The following is a 19610-nucleotide window of genomic DNA, read 5'->3' on the forward strand; positions in this document are numbered from 1 at the left end:
AACGACAGGAGGAGCGCGCGGCTCCCGACCCCCGCAGACGGGTGTCAGAAACGGTCGTGCGGGCGGAGAGATCGCCGGTGCTCGATCCCGACCGGAACGGCCCGATGGCCGGCGATAAACCCTTTTACGACGCCGTCGTCTACATGCGGGCATGTACGTCCGGGATGCCAAAAACAGAGAGGAGGTCTGGTTGCTCGACCACATCGAGGCGATGGGCCTGGACGACGCAGCGTTCCGCTCCCGTGACTACGTGGTCGCGCTCGACGAGGAGACGAACGAGAAAGCCGGGTTCGGCCGGGTTCGCGTCCACAAGACCGACGAGGGCGACTACTGCGAACTCACGGGGATGGGCGTCCTCGAAGCCTGGCGCGGGCAGGGGGTCGGCGCGCACGTCGTGGAACGGCTGATCGAGAAAGCCGGCGACGACGGCTTCGACGAGGTGTACTCGTTCGCGCTCGAACCGACCTACCTCGCACAGTTCGGCTTCGAACCGGCCTCGGCGTCGGAACTGCCGGAGCCGTTGGGCGAGCGCCTCGACGCGAAACGCCGGACGATGGACGACGAGATCGTCGCGATGCGGCTCCCCGTCGACGCCTTCGAGATGCCCGCCCGTCTCCGCGAGGCGTTCAAGATGGCGGTCCCGGTCGAGGGCGGCGAGTCCGAACCCGAAGAACAGCCCGAGGATTTCGGGATCGACCCCGAGAGCGCAACGTACAAGTACGACACTGGCCAGTGACGGCGCGTCTGTGGGGTATCAGGTCCGGTCTTCGAGGAAGTCGGTGCTGAAGACGATCCACGCGAGCACCGAACAGAAGAGGATGGGCGGGAGAATGGCCAGTCCCCAGAGCGGTTCGATCCCCCAAAAGAGGAGGAGTACCACGTCCGCGAGCCCGATACCGAGGAACGGCAGGACTGCCAGCGCCGCACGCTTGCGGTTCTTCCCCGTCTCGCCGACGAGCGTGGTGGACATACGGATACTGAGGGGGCGAGGGACAAAAACGGTCCGCTATCGGGGGAACGCGTCGGGACGGCCTCAGTCAACCTCGTCGAACCGCGAGGCGAGCGTGACGAGGCCGAAGAGCCCGCCGAGCGAGAGCACCGCGATCGCCATTCCGTACAGCGTCATCGTCACGGGAGTCGTTGGGAGGGCGATCCCCCCGACTACCTGGATCGCGGGGGCGACCGTCGCCCCGTTCGACCCGACAAAAAAGCCGATGACCCCCGCGAGGAGAACGACGGTCACCGCGATCACGACGAAGATTGGGCGTCCGTCGGTACTGTCGTCTGTCACGCCCGACGGTAAGGACCCGACGCTATAGACCCTTTTCGTCGGCGGGTTGCCGCGCCCGACAGTATATCAACCCCACCGACGAACTCCAGCGTATGTCCGACGGACCGACCGACGCGGAGCTCGTCGAAACCGCCCGTGACGCCCTCGCCGACGCGTACGTCCCCTACTCGGAGTACCGCGTGGGGGCGGCGCTCGTGACCGCCGACGGAACGGTGTACACCGGCTGCAACATCGAGAACGCGAACTACTCGAACAGCCTCCACGCCGAGGAAGTCGCCATCGCCGCCGCGGTGAAAGACGCCCACGCCAGCTTCGACCGCATCGCCGTCTCGTCGGGCGTCCGCGACGGCGTCACGCCCTGCGGGATGTGCCGCCAGACACTCGCGGAGTTCTGTGACGACGACTTCGTGGTGCTCTGTGACGAGGGCGACGCCGTGACTCGGTACACCCTCGGCGAACTGCTCCCGAACACGATCTCGCTGGACACGCTGGACGCCGCCGAACGCGTCGACCGCGAGTAGGGATCCGTAACCGCCACTGGTCGCCCGTCGGCCGTCGGCGACCCGGCTCACCCGGTCGTCGAGAGGAGACGCTTGCCCTGTGTCGTCCACCACGCGAGCAGGTGCCGCTGGACCGTCCAGGAGAAGTCGACGGGCGCGACGGCCGCGCCGAGGAACGACGCGGGACCGATCGGGGGGTCCGACCGACCGGACGGATCCACCGCTCGGGGGCGGTCGTCGATGCAGGTGCCGCAGTCCGGGCAGTCGGTCGTGATCCGCTCGGCGGTGGTGCGGACGACCCACTCACCCGTGACGTGACTCTCGTGACCGCAGTCCGGGCAGAACAGGGTCGCCTTCAGCCGTTGCTGTGAGCGGGGTGCCCGCCGTGACGGGGACATATCTGAACTGAAGGGGACGGCAGGCATAAGCCTTCGGCACGATGGTCTGGAACCCCATTAAACGGCTTCAAGACCCATTAAATGGATAGCGCGCGGATGACGGCGAGCGTCCGTCTCCGACGGACGGTAGTCACCTACGTCTGTCCGGGAGATGGAGGGCGAGTTATTTATTCTCACCCGCCCGACCGGGGGCCATGCCCGGTGACGCGGAAGACCCGAACGCCGAACGCCAGTACCACGTCGAACTCGCTCCCAGCGACGTCGCCGCGTCCGTGTTGCTCCCCGGCAACCCAGAACGTGTCGACGTCATCACCGACCTGTGGGACGACTGGGAGGAGGAAGCACACCACCGCGAGTACCGCACGGCCACGGGCACGTACGACGACACGCCGATCTCGGTCACCTCGACGGGAATCGGGTCACCCTCGGCGGCCATCGCCGTCGAGGAACTCGCGCGCGTCGGCGCTGACACGTTCATCCGCGTCGGCTCCTGTGGAGCAATCCAGCCGGGGATGGCCGTCGGCGACCTCGTCATCACGTCGGGCGCGGTCCGACAGGAGGGGACGAGCCGCGAGTACGTTCGCGACGACTACCCGGCCGTGGCCTCCCACGAGGTCGTCTCGGCGCTCGTCGCCGCGGCCGAGCGGCTGGGACACGACTACCACGTCGGCCTCACGATGAGCGCCGACGCCTTCTACGCCGGGCAGGGCCGCGAGGGGTTCGGGGGGTTCGAGGCCGCCGGCTCGGAGGCGCTCGTCGAGGAGTTACAGGAGGCGAACGTGGCGAACATCGAGATGGAGGCCGCGGCGATCCTCACGCTGGCGAACCTCTACGGTCTCCGGGCGGGGGTCGTCTGCTCCGTCTTCGCGAACCGCGTCACCGGCGAGTTCCTGACCGAGGGCGAGTCGAAGGCGGCCGAGACGGCGAGCCTCGCCGTGGCGCTCCTCGCACGGATGGACGAGGTGAAGCGAGAGGCGGGTGTCACTGAGTGGCACGCTGGACTGTCGATATAGGTTCTCTAACGGTCGTTTACGACCGAGTCCCACGAGCATTTCAACACCCTCTTATCGGATGAATCCTCACCACGAGACAGATATGAGTACGCAGGTCGTCGTTCTCGGCTCGGGGTACGCGGGGACGGGCGCGATACAACGGCTCGAGAAGGAACTCGACGGTGAGGCGGAGATCACCTGGATCTCGGACCACGACTACCACCTCGTCTTGCACGAGGCGCACCGCTGTATCAGCGACCCGAGCGTCGAGTCGAAGGTCGCGATCCCGATCGACGAGGTCAAGTCGCCGTCGACGGAGTTCGTCGAGGCGCGGGTCACCGGCGTCGACGTGGACGAGCGCGCGGTCGAACTCGACGGCGGCGAGTCGGTCGCGTACGACTACCTGCTCGTCGCGATCGGCAGCTCGACCGCCTTCTACGGGATCGACGGGCTCGAGGAGTACTCGCTCGAACTGAAAGGACTCGACGACGCCCGCGAGATCCACGAGCGGGTCGCGAACGCCGCGGGGGACGCGACGGCGTCGGAGCCGGCGACGGTCGTCATCGGCGGGGCCGGACTCTCGGGCATCCAGACCGCCGGCGAGGTCGCCGAGTACCGCGACGACCACGACGCGCCCATCGACGTCGTCCTCGTCGAGGGCCTCGACCAGGTGTTCCCGAACAACGACCCCGAACTGCAGGGAGCCCTGCGCCGCCGGCTCGAAGACCGCGGCATCGAGATCAAATGCGGCGAGTTCGTCTCGAAGGTCGACGAGGAGACCATCTACATCGGCGGCGGCGAGGACGAAGCGCCCGAGGAGCTCCCGTACGACGTCTTCGTCTGGACCGGCGGCATCACCGGCCAGAAGGAGATCGCCGACTGCGCCGTCGACAAGGACGAGCGATCGAACCGCATCCACGCCGCCTCGGACTTCCAGACGAGCGACGATCGGGTGTTCGCCCTCGGCGACTCGGCGCTCGTCGAACAGGGCCCCGACGCGCTCGCCCCACCGACCGCACAGGCCGCCTGGCAGGCCGCCGACGTCGCCGGCGAGAACGTCGCACGCGCGCTCCGGGGGCAGCCGCTGAAGACGTGGACGCACAAGGACAAGGGGACGGTCGTCTCGATCGGCGAGGACGCCGTCGCACACGACGTCGACGGCGTCCCGATCAACGTCTTCGGCGGCACGCCAGCCCGGATGCTCAAGAAGGCCATCGCGGCCCGCTGGATCGCCGACGTCGCCTCGGTCTCCCGCGCGATCGACGCGTGGGGGGACATGTAACGTCGGGTCCGTCACCGCCCACGAGATCGTCACACCCGGTGCTCCGTGCCGCGTCGCCGGGTGAGAGCCTACTCGATCAGCGTCGGCTTCTGTGTCTCCGATCGGTCGGTGGCCCGGGTTCCGGGCCGGCCACAGTGGGCACCAGTCGGTCGGTCAACCGGAGAGTTCACTCCGAGACGGGTCCGCGAGCGACGCGGCTCCCGGAGTGAGGTCGACGAGAAGAGACAGAACGAGGAACGTCGCGGAGGCGAGACACCGCTCGCGCCGCGCGGACGATCGGGATCAGCGCCGACTCAGTGGGCGGGGTCGCCGACCGGAGCCTCCATCCCCTCGATCCGGAGGATGAGGATGTTGTTCGTGTCGTCCTTGCCGTCGACGGAGCCGCGGATGACGAGCTTCGACAGGGGTGTCGGCCCGACCTGGACGGCATCGCCCTCGTGGAAGTCGCGGACCGAGCCCTGGACGTGGATCTCCGCCCGGCAGAGCTCCGGATGGTGGACGCTCGAGAGGTCGATCTCGTCGACGTTGACGTTCTCGACCTCCTCGTCGTTGTGGAACAGCGGCACCGCCGCGGGTTCGTCCATCTGATCGACATCGAGCGCCTCGTACGCGTTCGCCGTCGGTTTGTAGCCGCCTTTCGGCCCCGGTACGCCCTCGACCAACTGGAGGGCTTTCAGGCTCTGCATCTGGTTCCGGATCGTTCCCGGGTTCCGGTTTACCTCCTCGGCGATGTCCTCGCCTTTCACCGCGCTCTCGGACTCGCGGTAGAGGTTGATGAGTGCGGTCAGAATCGTCTTCTGACTCGACGTAAGTTCGATTGATGACATAGGGCGTTGTTGGTCCGTGGGCTTATTAAATGCGATGGATGACACAGGACACGATCCGGGGAAACAGCGTCACTGCGGGTAGTTTTCACACCTCACGAGACCGATTCTATGCCACCGATCGAACCCGGATCTGTTCATCTTGCGTCCCGCATCGGTACCGGGTCACCTCGCCACGAGTCACGGACCGTGCCACCAGACCGGCGGCGTGCGTTATCGCGAGCGCCGACCGGAACGGCTAACGGGACGCTCTGTCACGTCTCGACCATGACTCGACGCGTCCAGCTCATCGGTGCGCCGACCGACTACGGAGCGAACCGTCGTGGCGTCGACATGGGACCGTCAGCCATCCGCTACGCCGGACTCGCGGACGAAATCGAAGCCGCCGGTGTCGCCTGCCGCGACGGCGGCGATCTCTCCGTCCCGCGGATGGAAGAGCGGATCCCCGACGCCGAGGAACCCCCCGCCGGCACCGCCCGGTTCCTCCGCGAGACCCGGGAGGTCTGCACGGCCCTCGCCGACCGCGTCGCCGGGAGCATCGACGACGGTGCCACCCCGCTGGCGCTCGGAGGCGACCACTCCATCGCGATCGGTTCCCTGGCCGGGTCGGCACGCGACGCCGCCGTCGGCGCGATCTGGTTCGACGCCCACGGGGATTTCAACACCCCGACGACGTCGCCGAGCGGAAACGTCCACGGGATGCCGCTCGCGGCGGCTCTCGGCGTCGGCGACTTCACCGCCGCGGAGTACGGCTGGGCGCGTGCACAGGGGCTCGATCCCGCTCACGTCGCGCTGGTCGGCCTCCGCTCGCTCGACGACGACGAGCGCGACGCGATCCGCGACTCGGCGGTCACCGCGTACACGATGTCCGACATCGACCAGCGGGGAATCGCGACCGTCGTCGACGACGCGCTCACCGTCGCCGCCGACGGAACCGACGGCATCCACGTCTCGCTCGACCTCGACTGGCTCGATCCGACGGTCGCCCCCGGCGTCGGGACGCCCGTCCGCGGCGGTGTCACCTACCGCGAGGCGCACTTGGCGATGGAGGCAGTCGCCCGCAGCGGCTCGCTCCGGTCGATGGAACTCGTCGAGGTGAACCCGGTCCTCGACGAACACAACGAGACCGCGGCGCTCGCGGTCGAACTCGCCGCGAGCGCGTTCGGCAAGCGCGTCCTCTGAGCGAGAGGCCGGCACTGTCCGACCGGGGGAACGCGCGAGAAAGTACGCGAGGGAGTCGGAGGGGGCGGCCTACTCCGTCCCGTCGGTGTCGGCCGTCACGTCTTCGCCCTCGTCCTCGTCTTCCGCGTCCGTCCCGTCCGCTTCGTCCGATCGGTTCTCGTCGGCGACAGCCGCGGGGACGACCGTGACAGAGCCGACGATGTCGCCGTCGTCGATGTCCATCACGCGGACGCCTTTGGTGTTGCGTCCGATGATCGAGACGCCGTCGACGGGCGTGCGGATGATCTGGCCGCCTTCGGTCATCACGACGACGTGGTCGCCCGACCCGACCGTCTCGATCGTGCAGACGGGGCCGTTGCGGTCGTCGGTCTTGATGTCGATGAGCCCCTTGCCGTTGCGCGACTGTCTCCGGTAGTCCGCGATCGCCGTCCGCTTGCCGTAGCCGTTCTCCGTGACCGTGAGCGTCCAGTCGTGGCGCTCCTCGTCGACGGCGGCGATACCCGCGACGCGATCGCCGTCTTCGAGCCGGATCCCGCCGACGCCGCGGGCGCTCCGTCCCATCGCGCGGACCTCGCTTTCGTCGAAGCGGATGCTCATCCCGCCCGCCGTGGCGACGATGAGGTCGTGTCTCCCGTCCGTGACCTCGACGTCCGCGAGTTCGTCGTCACCCTCGAGGGTGATCGCACGGATCCCCGTCGAGAGGATGTTCTGGAACCGGTCGACGTTGGTGCGCTTGACTCGCCCGTTCCGGGTCACCATCGTCAGATACCGCTCGTCGACCTTCTCGTCGTCGCTGTCGACCTCCAGGGCGTCGCAGTTCACGACGGCCTGGATCCCCTCGCCCCGGTCGAGGTCGAGGTAGTTCACGAGGGCACTCCCCTTCGTGTACCGCGTTTCGGGGCGTGGGAGCTGGTAGGTCTTCAGCTTGTACACCTGTCCCTGATCGGTGAAACAGAGCAGGTAGTCGTGGGTATTGGCGACGAAGACGCTGGCGACCCGGTCGCTCTCTTTCAGTTCGCTCCCGATGATTCCCTTGCCGCCGCGCCGCTGGGCGCGGAACCACGACAGCGGCATCTGCTTCACGTAGTCGTCCTCGGTGACGACGACGACGACGTCCTCCTCGGGCACGAGGTCCTCCCTCGTCACCTCGCCGTCGTCCGCGACGAACCCCGTCCGGCGGTCGTCGCCGTACTCGGCTTTGATCGCCAGGAGCTCCTCCTCGATGACGCCGAGGAGCTCTGACTCGTCGGCGAGGATCTCTTCCAGCCGGGCGATGCGCGCTTGGACCTCCTCGTACTCCGCCTCGATCGCGTCGGTCTCCATCGACGTCAGCGAGCCGAGTTGCATCGAGACGATGTGGTCGACCTGCGCCTCCGAGAAGTCGTACGTCCCCCGCAAGACGGCTTTCGCCGCGTCTCTGTCCTCTGCGCCCCGGATGAGGTCGACGACCTCGTCGACGTGTTCGAGCGCCGTGAGCCGCCCCTCGAGGATGTGTGCGCGGTCTTCGGCCTCGCCCAGGTCGTACTCCGAACGCCGACGGACGACCTCCTTGCGGTGGTCGAGATACGCCGTCAGCGTCTGCTTCAGATCCAAGATACGGGGCTCGCCGCCGACGAGCGCGAGGTTGATGACGCCGAACGTCGATTCGAGATGCGACGACAGCAGCTGGTTCTTCACCAGCTGGGGGTCGGCGTTGCGCTTGAGTTCGATGACGACGCGGATACCGTCTCGATCCGATTCGTCACGGATGTCGCGGATCCCCTCCAGGGAACCGTCGTTGACGTCGTCGGCGATGCGCTTGATGAGCCGGGCCTTGTTCTCCTGGTACGGCAGCTCGTCGATGACGATGCGGTCGTCGGAGACGTCGAACTTCGCTCGGACCCGGATCCGGCCACGACCGGTCGTGTACGCCTTGTAGACGGCGTTCTTGCCGACGATGTTCGCTCCGGTCGGGAAGTCGGGCCCCGTGATCGGGCCGTCGGAGCCGTTGCCCTGGCCGTCGCGGGTGTCGATGAGGTCCTCGACGGTGCTGTCGGGTTCGTGGATGAGTTCGACGGTGGCGTCGATCACCTCGCCGAGGTTGTGCGGCGGGATGTTCGTCGACATCCCGACGGCAATCCCCGACGATCCGTTTACCAAGAGATTCGGGAACGCCGCCGGGAGGACGGTCGGCTCGGTCGTGCGGTCGTCGTAGTTCGACTGGAAGTCGACGGTGTCCTTGTCGATATCCGCTAGGAGTTCCTCGGCGATAGAGGCCATCCGCGCCTCCGTGTAGCGCATCGCGGCCGCCGGGTCGCCGTCGACCGAGCCGAAGTTCCCCTGTCCGTCGACGAGGGGGTACCGCATCGAGAAGTCCTGCGCCATCCGGGTCAAAGTATCGTAGATCGCGGAGTCGCCGTGCGGGTGGTAGTCGCCCATCGTCTCGCCGACGATCGACGAGGACTTGCGGTGTGAGGAGCCCGAGGAGATCCCCGCAGTGTGCATCGCGTAGAGGATGCGCCGGTGGACGGGCTTGAGGCCGTCGCGGACGTCGGGGAGGGCCCGCCCCGCGATGACGGACATGGCGTAGTCGATGTACGACTGCTCCATCTCCTGCTCGATGCGGGCGTTCTCGATCTGTGCGGCGATCTTTGGCTTGCTGGGGTCCGAGTCGGAGCTCATCAGATGTCCACCCACTCGGCGTCCCCGGCGTGCTGCTTGATGAACTGCTTGCGCGGCTCGACCGCGTCGCCCATCAGGACGTTGAACATGCGGTCGGCGGCGGCGGCGTCCTCGACGGTGATCTGTTTCAACACCCTGTTCTCGGGGTTCATCGTCGTCTCCCAGAGCTGGTCGGGGTTCATCTCTCCGAGGCCCTTGAAGCGCTGGACCTGCGTCGGATTACCGCCGCACTTCTCTTCGATGATCCGGTCGCGCTCGGCCTCGGTCATCGCGTCGTACGTCTCCCCCCTGTACCGGACCCGGTACAGCGGCGGTTTCGCGGCGTAGACGTAGCCGGCCTCGACGAGCGGCCGCATGTATCGGTAGAGGAGCGTCAGGAGGAGGGTCCGGATGTGTGCCCCGTCGACGTCGGCGTCGGTCATCAGGATGACGCGGTGGTAGCGCGCCTCGCTCACGTCGAACTCCTCGCCGACGCCCGCCCCGATGGCGGTGATGAGCGAGCGGATCTCCTCGTTCTCGAGGATGCGGTCGAGGCGGTGTTTCTCGACGTTGAGGATCTTCCCCCGGAGCGGGAGAATGGCCTGGAACGAGCGGTCGCGGCCCTGTTTGGCGCTCCCCCCGGCCGAATCGCCCTCGACGACGAACAGTTCGGACTCGCTGGGGTCGCGCGTCTGACAGTCGGCCAGTTTGCCCGGCAACGCCGTCGTTTCGAGCGCCGACTTGCGGCGGGTGAGCTCCTCGGCCTTCTTCGCGGCCATCCGGGCCTTCGCCGCCTCCACGGCCTTCAGGACGATCGACTGGGCGACGTCGGGGTGCTCCTCGAAGTAGGTGCCTAACTTGGCGTTCGTCACCGACTCGACGATTCCCCTGACCTCGCTGTTCCCGAGCTTCGTCTTCGTCTGCCCCTCGAACTGCGGGTCCGGGTGTTTCACCGAGAGGACGACAGTGAGCCCCTCCCGGACGTCCTCGCCCTTCAGCGTCCCGTCGAGGTCCGAGAGCATGTCGTGGCGGTCGGCGTAGTCGTTGACCGTCCGGGTGAGCGCCGTTTTGAACCCCGTCAGGTGGGTTCCCCCCTCGCGCGTGTTGATGTTGTTGGCGAAGGCGTGGATCGACGACTGCACCTCGTCGGTCGCCTGGATCGCCACCTCGACGTGGATCCCCTCCTGTTCGCCCTCGTAGTAGATGACGTCGTTGTGGAGGGTCGTCCGCGTCTCGTTCATGTAGCGGACGAACGCTCGGATCCCCCCCTCGTACTCGAACGTGTCCGAGTCGCCCGTGCGTTCGTCCTCGATCGAGATGCGGACGCCCGAGTTGAGGAAGGCCAACTCCCGGAGGCGGTTGACGACGGTGGCGTATTCGAAGTCGGTGGTCTCGAAGATCTCACTGTCGGGCCAGAATCTGACAGTGGTCCCGGTCTCCTCGCCGGGTTCGAGGTCGCGGACCCGCTCGAACGCTCCCTCCTCGGGTGCCCCGTGGTCGAACCGGTGGGACCAGACGCCGCCGTCGCGTTTGACCTCGACTTCGAGCCACTTCGAGAGGGCGTTCACGACGGAGACGCCCACGCCGTGGAGGCCGCCGGAGACGGAGTACGAGTCCTTGTTGAACTTCCCGCCCGCGTGGAGGACCGTCATCACGACCTCCACCGCCGGCCGGTCGTACTTCTTGTGGGTATCGACCGGGATCCCGCGGCCGTTGTCCGAGACGCTCACCGATCCGTCCTCGTGGATCGTGACGGTGATGTCGTCGCAGTAGCCCGCGAGCGCCTCATCGATCGCGTTGTCGACGACCTCGTAGACGAGATGATGGAGACCTCGCGGCCCTGTAGAACCGATGAACATTCCCGGGCGCTGTCGGACCGGTTCCAGGTCCTCGAGAGCCTGGATCTGGTCCGCGCCGTACTCGGTTTCTCCTGACATAGAATCTGTCCAACGCTAGGGTACGGCGTGTCTTAAACCCTCTCACGCGCGCGTGCGAGTACCTGAAAAGGGACTTCGCAATCCGCTAACGTTCGCTCCGATCGGGACAAGATTTGTTCGCACCCTGCCAGTAACCCCGTTCGATTCGGTGCCCGACGCCGTGTACGAAGGAGCCGTCCGACGCGCGCGCGACGCACGGCCTACAACCCCAGCATGACGGCGTGAATCCGTCGATTTCACTTCCACCACGCCAACGGAGAGTTCTTAAGCGTCGCTACGGAAGAGGCTGACAGACGATGACCTCGATTCAGTCGACCCTCGGCGAGGGAGACGAGGATATCGCCGAGGAGCTGGCCAAGGGCCAGCGTGAGATCTCCATCGCCGAGTTCTTCGAGAAGAACAAACACATGCTCGGGTTCGACTCGGGTGCCAGAGGGCTCGTCACCGCCGTCAAGGAGGCGGTCGACAACGCCCTCGACGCGACCGAGGAGGCCGAGATCCTGCCCGACATCTACGTCGAGATCCGGGAGGTCGACGACTACCTCCGGCTCGTCGTCGAGGACAACGGCCCCGGGATCACGAAAGAACAGGTCCCCAAGGTGTTCGGCAAACTCCTCTACGGGTCGCGGTTTCACGCCCGCGAACAGTCCCGCGGACAGCAGGGGATCGGCATCTCCGCGGCGGTGTTGTACTCACAGCTCACCTCCGGGAAACCCGCACGCATCACGAGCCGCACGCAAGGAAGGCCCGAAGCGCAGTACTTCGAGCTGATCATCGACACGGACACGAACGAACCGGAGATCAAGGCGTCGCGGGAGACGTCGTGGGACCGCTCGCACGGGACGCGCATCGAACTGGAGATGGAGGCGAATATGCGCGCCCGGACGCAACTGCACGACTACATCAGACACACCGCCGTCGTCAACCCCCACGCCCGTCTGGAGCTGCGCGAACCCGGGCTGGACGAGCCGATGAAGTTCGAGCGTGCGACCGACCAACTCCCCGACTCCACGGAGGAGATCCGGCCGCACCCCCACGGCGTCGAACTCGGCACCCTACGGAAGATGCTCACGGCGACCGAGTCGTACTCGGTCTCGGGCTTCCTCCAAGGGGAGTTCACCAGGGTGGGCAAGAAGACCGCCGACAAGGTGCTCGACAACTTCCGCGACCGCCACTTCGGGCGTGAACTGTCGTGGACGCCTCCCCAGGCACACGAGACGGTCGACCTCGCGAGCGTGATCGACGGCGCCGTCGCGAACAAGGGCGCGTCGGCGACCGCCGACTTCGCCGAGCGGGTCGCGTCGACGCTCGCAAACCGCGAGCGGGTGACCCACCACGACGTACGCGCGGTCGTCGACACCTGTGCGGACGAGGTCGAAGACGAGTCTGGGACACGGTTCGGGGCGACAGTCCGGGAGAACACGGTTGAGGCCGTCTGGGCCGCGGTGACGGGCACCGGCGACGCGGAGCCGACCGACGACGACGGCGACGACGACACCGAGCCCCGACTGACGACCGACCTCTACACCCTCGTCGACGACGCGACGTCGAAGCGGAAAGACGACGCGACGAAGCGCGGCATCGCGGAGCGACTGGCGCGGAAGGTCGCGGCGCTCGACGACGGTCGCCACCGGCTCACCCACCGGGCGCTCGTCGATCTCGTCGACGGCGCGGCCGACGACACCGTCGAGTACGACGACGTCACCTTCGGCGACACGGCCCGAGAGAACGTCACGGAGGCGATCTGGAGCCGCGCCCGGACGGTCCCCGACGACCCCCCAGACGTGAGTGCGATCGTCGACGACCGCGACAGCGCACAGGCGCTCTTGGAGGCGATGCGCGAGACGGACATCCTCGCGCCGCCGACGACGTGTCTCTCGCCGATCTCCGCCGAACTGATCGAGGCCGGGCTTCGGGAGGTGTTCGACGCCGACTTCTACGCTGCCGCGACGCGCGACGCCGAGGTCCACGCCGGCGATCCGTTCGTCGTCGAGGCCGGCATCGCCTACGGGGGCGAACTCGCTTCTGAAGGCTCGGTCGACCTCCTGCGCTTCGCCAACCGGGTCCCGCTGGTGTATCAGCAGGGTGCCTGTGCGATCACGGGCGTCGTCAAGGGCATCGGGTGGCGGAACTACGGACTGGACCAGCCCGGCGGGTCGGGCATCCCGAAGGGACCCGCGGTCGTCATGGTCCACGTCGCCTCGACGAACGTCCCCTTCACCAGCGAATCGAAGGACGCCGTCGCGAACGTCCCCGACATCGAGGACGAGGTCGAACTCGCGATCCGCGAGGCCGCCCGGGAGTTGAAGTCGTATCTCAACCGCCGGCGGTCGATGCAGAAACGCCGGAAGAAACAGGAAGTCCTCGGCAAGATCCTCCCGGAGATGGCCGACAAGCTCTCCGAGGTGACGGGTCGGGAGCGGCCGAACATCGACGGCGCGCTCGCCCGCATCATGAACAACGTCAGCGTCGAACGCGTCGTCGAGGGTGAGACGGTGACGCTCGTCGTCGAGAACCACTCGAGTCGGGCGGAAGCGCCCGAGATCACGGACATCCTCTCGGCCGAGCCCGGCGACGTCAACGGCGACGCGCAGGTGATCGACCTCGATGGCGAGTGGTTCGTGAAGTGGTCCCCGTCCGTCCCGGCGGGCGAGACAGCGGAGTTGCGCTACACCCTCCCCGAGGACACCGACTTCGACATCGACGTCGACGGCATCGAGCGGGAGAAACTCACGGTGAACACGTAAATGTCTCAGACGAAACTCGAAGACGAGCTGGCGCGCGAGCGCCTCATCGACCTGGCGGCGGAGTTTTACGACCAGTTCGCGGGCGGGGAGGTCCCCGAGATGACCCTCCCCACGCGGACGAAGAGCAACATCCAGTACGACGAGGCGTCGAAGGTGTGGACGTACGGCGACCGCACCTCGACGCGGTCGGCCAACTCCGTCCGGGGCGCGCGCAAGCTCCTCAAGGCGGCGTACACCATCGAGTTCCTCGCCCGGCAGCTCGAGGAGGGCCGCTCGTCGACCCTGCGTGAGCTGTACTACCTCTCGGAGTCGTGGGACTCCGAGGAGGCACACTTCTCCGACCAAGACGAGTCCAACCAGCTGGTCGAAGACCTCGAGATCGTCTCGCACGTCACCCGTGAGGACTTCCACATGCGGCCCGAGGAGTCGGGGGCGACGCTGATGGGGCCGCTTCGACTGCGAGAACAGACCCGTCGCGGCGAGCGCGAGATCCACTGCCAGGAGGACGTCGGCGAGGGTGGCTACCAGATCCCCAACAACCCCGACACGATCGAGTTCCTCGACCACGACATCGACTTCGTCCTCTGTGTGGAGACCGGTGGGATGCGCGACCGCCTGGTCGAGAACGGCTTCGACGAGGCGTACAACGTCATGGTGGTCCACCTCAAGGGACAGCCAGCGCGGGCGACCCGGCGCATCACCAAGCGGCTCCACGACGAACTCGGCCTCCCAGTCGTGGTGTTCACTGACGGCGATCCGTGGAGCTACCGCATCTTCGGTTCCGTCGCCTACGGCTCGATCAAGTCCGCGCACCTCTCGGAGTACCTCGCCACCCCCGAGGCCGAGTTCGTCGGCATCCAGCCGCAGGACATCGTCGACTACGACCTCCCCACCGATCCCCTCTCCGACTCAGACGTCAACGCCCTCCAGTCCGAACTCGATGACCCCCGGTTCATGACCGACTACTGGGTCGAACAGATCGAACTCCAGCTGGAGATCGAGAAGAAGGCCGAACAGCAGGCGCTGGCCTCCCGGGGGCTGGACTTCGTGACGGACACCTACCTCCCCGAGCGACTCGACGAGATGGGCGTCATCTAACGGTCCTCGCCCGTCCGGTCGAGTTCCATCCCCTCTGTCGAGGCCGAATCGTCCGTTTCTTCCGCGCCGTCCACGTCGTCGGTGAGCACCGAGACGACCTCCCGGGCGCCGTCGCCGTCGACCGCGACCACCGCGCTGATCTCGTGGCGCTCGGTGTCGTCGCCGTCGTACCGGTACAGCGTCCTCTCGGCCTCGTCGTGAGTCGCCTCGTGAGAGCCGTCACAGAACGGATACGCCGCCGAGAGCCCGCACCGACAGAGCAAAACGGAGCCACCGTTCGCTGCGAGGGCTGCCTCGTCGAGTCGGAGCGGTCCGGTCGCCTCGTGCGTCGTCTCACGAGCCATCCCCTCACTCCTCACGCCCGGGCCGCTTACGCCTGTCGGCTCCGCCGGTTCGCCTGGAGCCGCCCGACCGTTTCGTGACAGGTATTCTCAAGCACGTCGCGGTCGATATCCCCGTATGTCTCGAGACAGCCCCCGGCTCGGAACCGACCCCGGACGGATCAAGGCCGTCCCGCAGGTCGCCGAACAGCTCCTCCGGTCGTACTGGTGGCTCCGCAAGACCGTCTTCACCCACGAGAAGACTGACAACCCGTATCTCGTGGTGGAACTGACGAAGGCGGCGGCCCAGCGCTTCTTCGGCGAGCGCAACTTCGAGCCCGGGTGGGAAATGTCCTACAGCTTCCGCGGCGAGATCCTCAACCTCCGGCGGGTCGAGTGGGCGCACGTCCCAGCGTACCCTGATCTCCAGTGGTGGCAGGTCCACATCCGCGGCTACCGCCACGACGACCCGCCGGGGCTCGAACTGACCGCACACTTCGAGGCCGAACCCGCCGAGCACCCGAAAGAACACATCGATCACGTCGGCATCGATGTCCCGCGGGGGAACGGCGTCCTCCGGCGACTGCTCGACGAGGGCGGCGTCGAGTACACGCTGTCGGACGACTGGTCCGAGCGCGGAGCGGAGTCGAGTGCGTGGGGGACGGACGGCTCGTCCGTCGGCGTCGAGGTCGAGTGACTCGGACGACTCGTCTCAGCGCTCGTCCAGGACGATCGGAATCCCGCGTTTCGCCACGTCCGTCGCGAACGCGGCGGAGTCGGCTTCGAGGAAGTCGAGCGTGTTGTAGTGGACCGGCAGGACGAGGTCTGGGTCCAGCGTCTCGGCGAGGTCCGCCGCGTCGTGGCGGTCCATACAGACGGACCCCGAGATGTTGGCGAGGAAGAGCGAGACGGACAGCCGCGAGAAGTCGTCGTGGGCGTCCGAGTCGCCCGGCCAGAACACCGTCGTCCCGTCGAGCGACAGGAGATAGCCACAGCCCTCACCCCGCGGGTGGACCACGGAGTCGTCGGGGCGCGCGTACGGCCCCTCGGGCTCGTTGTAGGCCGCGACGGTCCAGACGTCGACCTCCCCGCCCGGCCCCGTGACGACCCGGTGGTCGTCGTCGTTCACACGGACGACCTCGTAGGGGAGCTCCTCGGGCGGGACCACGTCGCGGTCGATCTCGTCCGCGTCGACCGCCTCGTGGACGACGAGCGTCGCGTCCTCGCCCGCGACGCGCTCGACGCCGTCGGAGTCGTAGTGGTGGCCGTGAGTGACACAGACGAGGTCGGCGTCGCGGGCGTGGTAGTCGATCGGGGCGGGATGGGCCCCCTCGGCAGACGCCGAGGGGGCCGTCCACTCACCTGTGAGAACGCCGTACCGCCCGGGGTCGAGGTAGGCGACGAACCCGTCCGGCGTCTCGATCCTGACCGTCGCGTAGCCGAACCACTCCACGGCGAGACCGTCGTGACGAACGCTCATACGCGAGCGAAGACGGGCCGACGGCTTAATGGGTCGGGCTGTCCGCCACGGGTCCTGGATGCGGCGCGTTCAAGGGGTATGAGTGGGAACGGAGGGGTATGACTGCCGACCTCGCGGATCGCGTCAGGGACGTCCTCGACGTGGACGCCGAGGCGTTCGAGGCACAGGCCCGCGCCGACGCCGAGGTGGTGAAGGAGGGACTGCACGACGGCTCCTTCGACAACCAGCAGGCGATCGTCGGACTCGAGTACGAGTTCTACGCCGTCGCTGACGGCCGCTGGCGTGCCGACGACGGCGCGTACGCGCTCAGTCGAGTTCCCCGTCGGCTCCTCGAACTCATCGGCTTCGAGAAGGAACTCGGCCTCCACAACGCCGAGATGACGACGTCGCCACAGCCCTTTTCGGCGTACGGGCTGCGAGCACAGGAGTCGGAGGTGAAAGCCCGCCTCGCCGCCGCGCTCGACTGCGCCCGCTCGGAGGGGATGCGGCTCGTGAGCGACGCGCTGTGGACGATCCCGCCGGCCGGTGAGACCGCACGCGGCTACCTCGCGGACGCCATCGAGGTCGACGGCGTGCGGCTGGCGACGAACATGAGCGACGCGGTCCGCTACCACGCGATGGCCAACGGGCCGAACGCGCCCGACGCGATGGAGATCGACGCCCCGCACGTCTCCTTCGACGCGCCGACCGTGATGCCCGAGAGTCTCATCACCTCGATCCAGCCGCATTTCCAGGTCGCCCACGCCGCGGACCTCCCGCAGTACTTCTCGTACGCGCTCCGGGTGGCCGGGCCGCTGCTCGCGCTCGGGGCCAACTCGCCCTTCTTCCCGCCGGACCTCTACGAGCCCGGGGCGACGGCCGAGGAGATCCTGGCCGACGGCTGGGACGAGAGCCGGATCACCGTGTTCGAGTCCGTGCTCAACGCCGAGAACTCCGAAAAAGTCCGGTTCCCCTGCGACATCGAGACCGTCGAGGAGGCGGTCGACCGCGTGGCGCAGGACCCCAGCGTCGTCCCGATGGCCGTCTCCCGCGGCGACCGCTACGACGACCGCTTCGCGACCCTCCGACGGAAGCACGGCACTTTCTGGCGGTGGGTCCGGCCGGTGTTCGACGGGGCCACCCGGTCGGACGCGAACGCCCGGATCGAGTTCCGGCCAATCGCCGCCCAGCCGACCGTCAGGGACTCCATCGCCTTTCAGGCCACCTTCGCCGGGCTGATGGAGAGCCTGCCGCGGCGGGCCCACCCGGTCGAGGGGCTGTCGTGGGGGACCGCGAAGGAGAACTTCTACGCCGCCGCGCGCGACGGGCTCGACGCCGACCTGACGTGGGTGACGAACGCTGGCGAGGCCACGACGAACACCGGCGAACTGTACGACGACCTCCTCGACCACGCGGCCGACGGCCTCGAATCCGCGGGCTTCACCGCCGAGGAGGCCGCCTACTACGTCGAACCGCTCCGGCGGCGAGTGGAGACCGCGACGACGCCCGCCGCGTGGAAGCGCAGCGAGGTACGGACGAGACTCGACGACGGCGACTCCTTCGAGACGGCGGTGTCCGGGATGCAGCGGACGTACGTCGAGCGGCAGAAGGAGACGCTGTTGGAGGGCTGTTTCACCGGCTGGATCTGAACGCCCGGTCGGGGGCGGTCCCAGCCGGACGCCGCTCGCACGGTCGGTCCGGCGTCGGCCCGCTCTCGATCCGCCGCGGTGCTCGGTACGAGAACGAGACTCGAGCGACAACGCGGAGAACGGGTGAGACGGACCCGACGGGACGGTACCGCGGCTTACAGAACCTCGGCGAAGTCCTTGTGTCGGGTGATCTCGACGCCTTCGTCGGTGACGACAGCGACGTTGATTCCGTTGCCGGAGGCGAGGTCGCGCTCGACGGCGCTCTCAATCGCACGGGCGGCGACGGTCTTGGCCTCCTCGACCGACAGTTCCTCGTCGTACTCCTGTTCGAGCACACCCAGCGCGTACTGGCTGCCCGAGCCGGTGACCGTGTACTCCTCCTCGGTGGTGCCGCCGAGGGGGTCGATGCTGTAGATGTGTGGGCCGTCGTCGTCGACGCCACCGAGGATGGGCTGGACGATGAGGAACGCGCCCGACCGGAGGAAGTTCGCGGTCAACGTCGACAACGCCTGCATCGACATGTCCTCGCCGCGGCGGGACTCGTAGAGGCTCACCTCGGCCTTCAGCGACCGGATGAGCGACTGCGCCGCCGACACCGAGCCGGCGATGGTGAGTGCGCCCGTCGGGTGGATCTCCTCGACCTTCTGGACGTCCTTCGAGGCGACCATGTAGCCCGCGCTCGCGCGCATGTCCGTCGCGAGCACGACGCCGTCGTCGGTCTTGAGACCGACCGTCGTCGTCCCGGTCTTCATCTCGTTCGTGTCGCCCTCGCCCGCCGACTGGCGGCGCTGGTCCGCGTCGGGGAACTCGCCGAGTTCCGGGCCGAACACGGGACGGTTTCCGCGAAGTCGCGAGTCGTGCCCGTCGGAGAATCCGTCGTGAGTGGGGGTACGCATCGTGGGTTCTTGCAGTCCGGTGCTGATAAATGCAACCCTTCCCCCCGCCGTTGCCGCCTCGATCGCTCGCCGCGTCGAAAAACCGGCGATGGGGCGACAGCGGCCGCTCCGAGTGGATGGGTCGACGACGGACCGCGGCACTCGGGACGGGAGTCGCGTCGAGAAGGTCCGGGTACCGATTACCGTGCGTCGGCGTCGCCAGCGGCGTCGGTGTAGGCGGTGTCGAGCGTTCGGACGAGGCGGCCGACCGGGAGGGTCACGCCCACCTGGCGGGCGAGCAGTGCGAGGGGCATCATCAGGATGCCAAGGAAGACGGCGAACTGGTAGGCGACCAGCAGGCCGACACGGTACGTGGTTTCGATCATCTTCGTACCAGCGACGCAGGCGTTCCAGTA

Annotated in this window: 19 protein-coding genes; 9 read left to right on the plus strand and 10 right to left on the minus strand. The window is 67.4% G+C overall.

Features of this window, described 5'->3' with window-relative positions:
* Positions 1-151 precede the first annotated feature (151 nt).
* A complete protein-coding gene (locus tag NKJ07_RS07995; RefSeq protein WP_318570059.1) occupies positions 152-736 on the plus strand; it encodes a GNAT family N-acetyltransferase in 585 nt (194 codons plus the stop codon).
* Positions 737-754: 18 nt separating this feature from the next.
* Here the strand turns inward: NKJ07_RS07995 and NKJ07_RS08000 are convergent, their stop codons facing one another.
* On the minus strand, positions 755-970 hold the full coding sequence (locus tag NKJ07_RS08000; protein ID WP_318570060.1) for a DUF8142 family protein: 216 nt from the start codon (positions 968-970) through the stop codon (positions 755-757).
* A 63-nt stretch (positions 971-1033) separates the two neighbouring features.
* The gene (locus NKJ07_RS08005) at positions 1034-1291 is read right to left on the minus strand and encodes a DUF7520 family protein (protein ID WP_318570061.1); all 258 of its coding nucleotides are present in this window, start codon (positions 1289-1291) and stop codon (positions 1034-1036) included.
* A 92-nt stretch (positions 1292-1383) separates the two neighbouring features.
* Between NKJ07_RS08005 and cdd the strand changes: the two genes are divergently transcribed.
* Positions 1384-1812 carry a cytidine deaminase gene (gene cdd, locus NKJ07_RS08010; protein ID WP_318570062.1) on the plus strand — a complete coding sequence of 143 codons (429 nt, stop codon included), beginning with the start codon at positions 1384-1386 and terminating at the stop codon, positions 1810-1812.
* Between the two features lie 47 nt (positions 1813-1859).
* Here the strand turns inward: cdd and NKJ07_RS08015 are convergent, their stop codons facing one another.
* Positions 1860-2189 (minus strand): DUF8106 domain-containing protein, encoded by a 330-nt coding sequence (locus NKJ07_RS08015; protein ID WP_318570063.1) that lies wholly within the window; start codon positions 2187-2189, stop codon positions 1860-1862.
* A gap of 194 nt (positions 2190-2383) precedes the next feature.
* On the opposite strand from NKJ07_RS08015, the gene NKJ07_RS08020 reads away from it, so the two are divergent.
* Both NKJ07_RS08020 and NKJ07_RS08025 read left to right on the plus strand, forming a co-directional pair.
* Positions 2384-3202: a nucleoside phosphorylase gene (locus tag NKJ07_RS08020; protein WP_318570064.1), complete on the plus strand. Its 819-nt coding sequence runs from the start codon at positions 2384-2386 to the stop codon at positions 3200-3202.
* Between the two features lie 82 nt (positions 3203-3284).
* Positions 3285-4463, plus strand: a complete 1179-nt coding sequence (locus NKJ07_RS08025) for an NAD(P)/FAD-dependent oxidoreductase (protein WP_318570065.1) — start codon at positions 3285-3287, stop codon at positions 4461-4463.
* Positions 4464-4756: 293 nt separating this feature from the next.
* On the opposite strand, the gene NKJ07_RS08030 is transcribed toward NKJ07_RS08025, so the two are convergent.
* Complete coding sequence (locus NKJ07_RS08030; RefSeq protein WP_318570066.1) at positions 4757-5290, minus strand: Rrf2 family transcriptional regulator; 534 nt, start codon at positions 5288-5290, stop codon at positions 4757-4759.
* Between the two features lie 264 nt (positions 5291-5554).
* On the opposite strand from NKJ07_RS08030, the gene rocF reads away from it, so the two are divergent.
* Positions 5555-6469: an arginase gene (gene rocF, locus NKJ07_RS08035; RefSeq protein WP_318570067.1), complete on the plus strand. Its 915-nt coding sequence runs from the start codon at positions 5555-5557 to the stop codon at positions 6467-6469.
* Positions 6470-6538: 69 nt separating this feature from the next.
* On the opposite strand, the gene gyrA is transcribed toward rocF, so the two are convergent.
* Together gyrA and gyrB are read right to left on the minus strand one after the other, a co-directional pair.
* Entirely contained in the window at positions 6539-9130 is a 2592-nt protein-coding gene (gene gyrA, locus NKJ07_RS08040) for a DNA gyrase subunit A (protein ID WP_318570068.1), read from the minus strand.
* Positions 9130-11046, minus strand: a complete 1917-nt coding sequence (gene gyrB / locus NKJ07_RS08045) for a DNA topoisomerase (ATP-hydrolyzing) subunit B (RefSeq protein WP_318570069.1) — start codon at positions 11044-11046, stop codon at positions 9130-9132. The genes gyrA and gyrB overlap by 1 nt, the downstream gene beginning before the upstream one ends.
* Before the next feature lie 296 nt (positions 11047-11342).
* Here gyrB and NKJ07_RS08050 point away from each other — a divergent pair, with 296 nt between their 5' ends.
* Together NKJ07_RS08050 and NKJ07_RS08055 are read left to right on the plus strand one after the other, a co-directional pair.
* Entirely contained in the window at positions 11343-13793 is a 2451-nt protein-coding gene (locus tag NKJ07_RS08050) for a DNA topoisomerase VI subunit B (RefSeq protein WP_318570070.1), read from the plus strand.
* Positions 13794-14891, plus strand: coding sequence for a DNA topoisomerase IV subunit A (locus tag NKJ07_RS08055; protein ID WP_318570071.1), 1098 nt, complete (start codon positions 13794-13796; stop codon positions 14889-14891).
* Here NKJ07_RS08055 and NKJ07_RS08060 read toward each other — a convergent pair.
* Positions 14888-15235, minus strand: a complete 348-nt coding sequence (locus NKJ07_RS08060; RefSeq protein WP_318570072.1) for a CDGSH iron-sulfur domain-containing protein — start codon at positions 15233-15235, stop codon at positions 14888-14890. The two genes, NKJ07_RS08055 and NKJ07_RS08060, sit on opposite strands and share 4 nt — an antisense overlap.
* 115 nt (positions 15236-15350) lie before the next feature.
* On the opposite strand from NKJ07_RS08060, the gene NKJ07_RS08065 reads away from it, so the two are divergent.
* On the plus strand, positions 15351-15908 hold the full coding sequence (locus NKJ07_RS08065) for a hypothetical protein (RefSeq protein ID WP_318570073.1): 558 nt from the start codon (positions 15351-15353) through the stop codon (positions 15906-15908).
* 15 nt (positions 15909-15923) lie between these two features.
* On the opposite strand, the gene NKJ07_RS08070 is transcribed toward NKJ07_RS08065, so the two are convergent.
* Complete coding sequence (locus NKJ07_RS08070) at positions 15924-16691, minus strand: MBL fold metallo-hydrolase (RefSeq protein ID WP_318570074.1); 768 nt, start codon at positions 16689-16691, stop codon at positions 15924-15926.
* A 98-nt stretch (positions 16692-16789) separates the two neighbouring features.
* Between NKJ07_RS08070 and NKJ07_RS08075 the strand changes: the two genes are divergently transcribed.
* Complete coding sequence (locus NKJ07_RS08075) at positions 16790-18319, plus strand: glutamate-cysteine ligase family protein (RefSeq protein WP_318570075.1); 1530 nt, start codon at positions 16790-16792, stop codon at positions 18317-18319.
* A gap of 155 nt (positions 18320-18474) precedes the next feature.
* On the opposite strand, the gene psmB is transcribed toward NKJ07_RS08075, so the two are convergent.
* Positions 18475-19215, minus strand: a complete 741-nt coding sequence (gene psmB / locus NKJ07_RS08080) for an archaeal proteasome endopeptidase complex subunit beta (protein ID WP_318570076.1) — start codon at positions 19213-19215, stop codon at positions 18475-18477.
* A 179-nt stretch (positions 19216-19394) separates the two neighbouring features.
* Positions 19395-19580, minus strand: coding sequence for a hypothetical protein (locus tag NKJ07_RS08085; protein WP_318570077.1), 186 nt, complete (start codon positions 19578-19580; stop codon positions 19395-19397).
* Positions 19581-19610: the final 30 nt, after the last annotated feature.

Origin of the sequence: Salinigranum marinum (assembly GCF_024228675.1) — an archaeon.
Lineage (GTDB): Archaea > Halobacteriota > Halobacteria > Halobacteriales > Haloferacaceae > Salinigranum > Salinigranum marinum.